Below are 238 nucleotides of genomic sequence, written 5' to 3'. Positions count from 1 at the left end.
TTAATATCAACCGCCATATGACGCTTAATCCCTGAAATCTTTTTGCCGCCATCGTAGCCACTATTTTTCGTTAAATCAGTGGTTTTAACACTTTGAGCATCAACAATCACAAACGACGTTCGGGCCGATCGGCCCTGTGCAAAACGATAGGAAGCGACAGTTTTTTTAAAAGCCTTTCTAATAGCGAATCAGCTGTCGGGTCTGGTTTATCTCGCCACATATCGTAATAGCGGTAGAC

The 238-nt window shown here is 43.3% G+C and carries 1 pseudogene; it reads right to left on the bottom strand.

Annotation, left to right across the window (positions count from 1 at the left end):
* A pseudogene (locus ACWP87_RS13885) lies at positions 1–238 on the bottom strand (transposase); the annotation flags it as partial.

The sequence above is a fragment of the Lacticaseibacillus sp. 22 genome (genome assembly GCF_055413445.1).
The sequence above is the reverse complement of the archived record's forward strand: the minus strand, read 5'-3'. Positions and strand labels throughout refer to the sequence as shown.